Raw genomic sequence first — 766 nt, forward strand, 5'->3', positions numbered from 1 at the left:
TCCGATACGGGGCTGTCACCCTGTATCGCACTTCGTTCCAGAAGATTTCTCGGAGAAGGTCACGTGCTGCATGTCAGTCCGGAACACCACATTGCCCGTGAGGGCTTCGGTTTGGACTGGATCGCGTTCACGCGCGGTTACTAACGACATCGCGGTTTTGCGTTCTATTCCTGTCGGTACTAAGATGTTTCAATTCCCGACGTTCCCCATTGCGCAAGGCAATTGCGAGGGGATTCCCATTCGGAGATCCTGTGTTCTTCGCCTCCGTGCGGCTCCCACAGGCTTATCGCAGCTTGGCACGTCCGTCTTCAGCTCTCGAGCCGAGCCATTCACCAGCCGGCGTCGTAGCCACGTCAAATTTGGACCAGGTCGGAGACGACGCGGTGTCGTCTTCGATGAATGAGTCCAGTGGACGTCTGGATCGCACGTACACGCGGTCTTCATCTACCGCCCGGTGGTCTGGGGCGGTATCGACCCTTCCCATCCGCGCTCGCACGGGATGGTGCATCGGTGTGCTCGTACCACAACTCATCCCCGTCTCCCACTTAAGGGGAACGGTTCGAGTCGGGCACGGGACATGGACCCACAGGGATTCGAACCCTGGGCATCCTCCTTGCAAAGGAGGCACTCTACCACTGAGCTATGGGCCCACTCCCGGCCGCCCCGATCGTCGAGGCGGCTGGGAGAGCGTATAGGTGTTAGCCTTGGTAGTTCGTTAGCGCCCGGCCGAACGGGCGAGTCGTCGAAGTCGGACCATGACTGGTTG

The 766-nt window shown here is 59.7% G+C and carries 1 tRNA gene and 1 rRNA gene; both read right to left on the minus strand.

The features are described from left to right. Positions 1 to 357: ribosomal RNA gene (locus tag ABDZ81_RS18115) — 23S ribosomal RNA — on the minus strand; the annotation flags it as partial. A gap of 221 nt (positions 358 to 578) precedes the next feature. Next, positions 579 to 650, minus strand: a tRNA-Ala gene (locus ABDZ81_RS18120). Between the last annotated feature and the right edge of the window lie 116 nt (positions 651 to 766).

The sequence above is a fragment of the Natronoarchaeum mannanilyticum genome, from assembly GCF_039522665.1.
Classification (GTDB): domain Archaea; phylum Halobacteriota; class Halobacteria; order Halobacteriales; family Natronoarchaeaceae; genus Natronoarchaeum; species Natronoarchaeum mannanilyticum.